The following is a 1354-nucleotide window of genomic DNA, read 5'->3' on the forward strand; positions in this document are numbered from 1 at the left end:
TGGGCAGGAAGTCGACGACGTATTCGGCGCCGCGATACAGCTCGGTGTGGCCCTTCTGACGGCCGAAGCCCTTGACCTCGGTGACGGTAATGCCCTGCACGCCGATTTCCGACAGCGACTCGCGCACGTCGTCGAGCTTGAACGGCTTGATGATGGCGGTGACTAGCTTCATGAAAGTTTCTCCCGTAATGGTGGACTTGCCCCAGGAACAACGAACCCATGACAAGTCTAAGCGCAGAGTCCGACGTTTGTAACAGGTGGCAGACGCCGCGCAGGCTGGATTCAACGTCGGCCGGCGGCTGCTGGCGAAGCACTCCCCTGCCTCGCCCTGCCCGACGCTCTTGCACCCGGGCACCGGCTGTACAGGCATAAGCAGAATCCTTGCCAGCTTTTCGCATTTGCTGTTTTTTCAGGGAGTTATCCCGCCACCCGGGCGCGCCAGGGGGACCGCCGCCGTTTTTTGCACCACAACAGTGCGCAACGCCCACAACGAAGGGCAAAAAACGCCCAGCGCGCCACCATTCCCACAGCGGAACGCACCATGAAAGTGCGCAGCCGGCGCGCCGCCACGCACCCCTCTGGAACGTCGCTGCCCTGCGCGCACGTCGCAGGTGCGACGACGCCTTTGCTAGACTGGCCGCTCCCGTTGATGGAAGACCGCCATGCTGCCGCCCAAAGCCGTTCTCGACCTTCTCGCCAGCCAGACCAGCCGCCTGTTCGGCGCCGACTCGCCGCTGCCGCGCCCCGAACTGGAGGCCCAGTTCAAGGCCCTGCTGCAGGGCGCCTTCGCCAGACTCGACCTGGTCGGCCGCGACGAATTCGACGCGCAGATGGCGGTACTGGCCCGCACCCGCGCGCGCCTGGAGGCCCTCGAGGCCCGGGTCGCCGAACTGGAAGCCCGCCTGGAGCCGCCGCAGCCGTAAGCGCCGCCCCGGGACACCCGATCAAGGAGCGATCATGTCCCTCGCCATCGTCCACAGCCGTGCCCAGCTCGGCATCGACGCCCCCGCCGTCAGCGTCGAGGCCCACCTGGCCAACGGCCTGCCCTCGCTGACCCTGGTCGGCCTGCCGGAAACCGCCGTGCGCGAAAGCAAGGACCGCGTGCGCAGCGCGATCCAGAGCTGCGGCTTCGACTACCCCAGCCGGCGCATCACCCTCAACCTGGCCCCCGCCGACCTGCCCAAGGACGGCGGCCGCTTCGACCTGGCCATCGCCCTCGGCATCCTCGCCGCCAGCGGCCAGCTGCCCGCCGCCAGCCTGGAAAACCTCGAGTGCCTCGGCGAGCTGGCCCTCTCCGGCGCCCTGCGCGCCGTGCGCGGCGTGCTGCCGGCGGCGCTGGCCGCCCGCGCCGCCG

At 68.8% G+C, this 1354-nt stretch carries 3 protein-coding genes; 2 read left to right on the plus strand and 1 reads right to left on the minus strand.

Annotated elements, in window-relative coordinates; translation table 11 throughout:
• On the minus strand, window positions 1–172 hold a 172-nt coding region (locus E5198_RS21120), incomplete at its 3' end, for a P-II family nitrogen regulator (RefSeq protein ID WP_305956088.1).
• Window positions 173–662: 490 nt separating this feature from the next.
• On the opposite strand from E5198_RS21120, the gene E5198_RS21125 reads away from it, so the two are divergent.
• Window positions 663–923: an accessory factor UbiK family protein gene (locus E5198_RS21125; RefSeq protein WP_136491709.1), complete on the plus strand. Its 261-nt coding sequence runs from the start codon at window positions 663–665 to the stop codon at window positions 921–923.
• Between the two features lie 34 nt (window positions 924–957).
• The coding region (locus E5198_RS21130; RefSeq protein WP_305956079.1) for a magnesium chelatase domain-containing protein at window positions 958–1354 on the plus strand (397 nt) is incomplete at its 3' end.

Source organism: Pseudomonas sp. A-1 (assembly GCF_004801855.1).
Classification (GTDB): Bacteria; Pseudomonadota; Gammaproteobacteria; order Pseudomonadales; family Pseudomonadaceae; genus Geopseudomonas.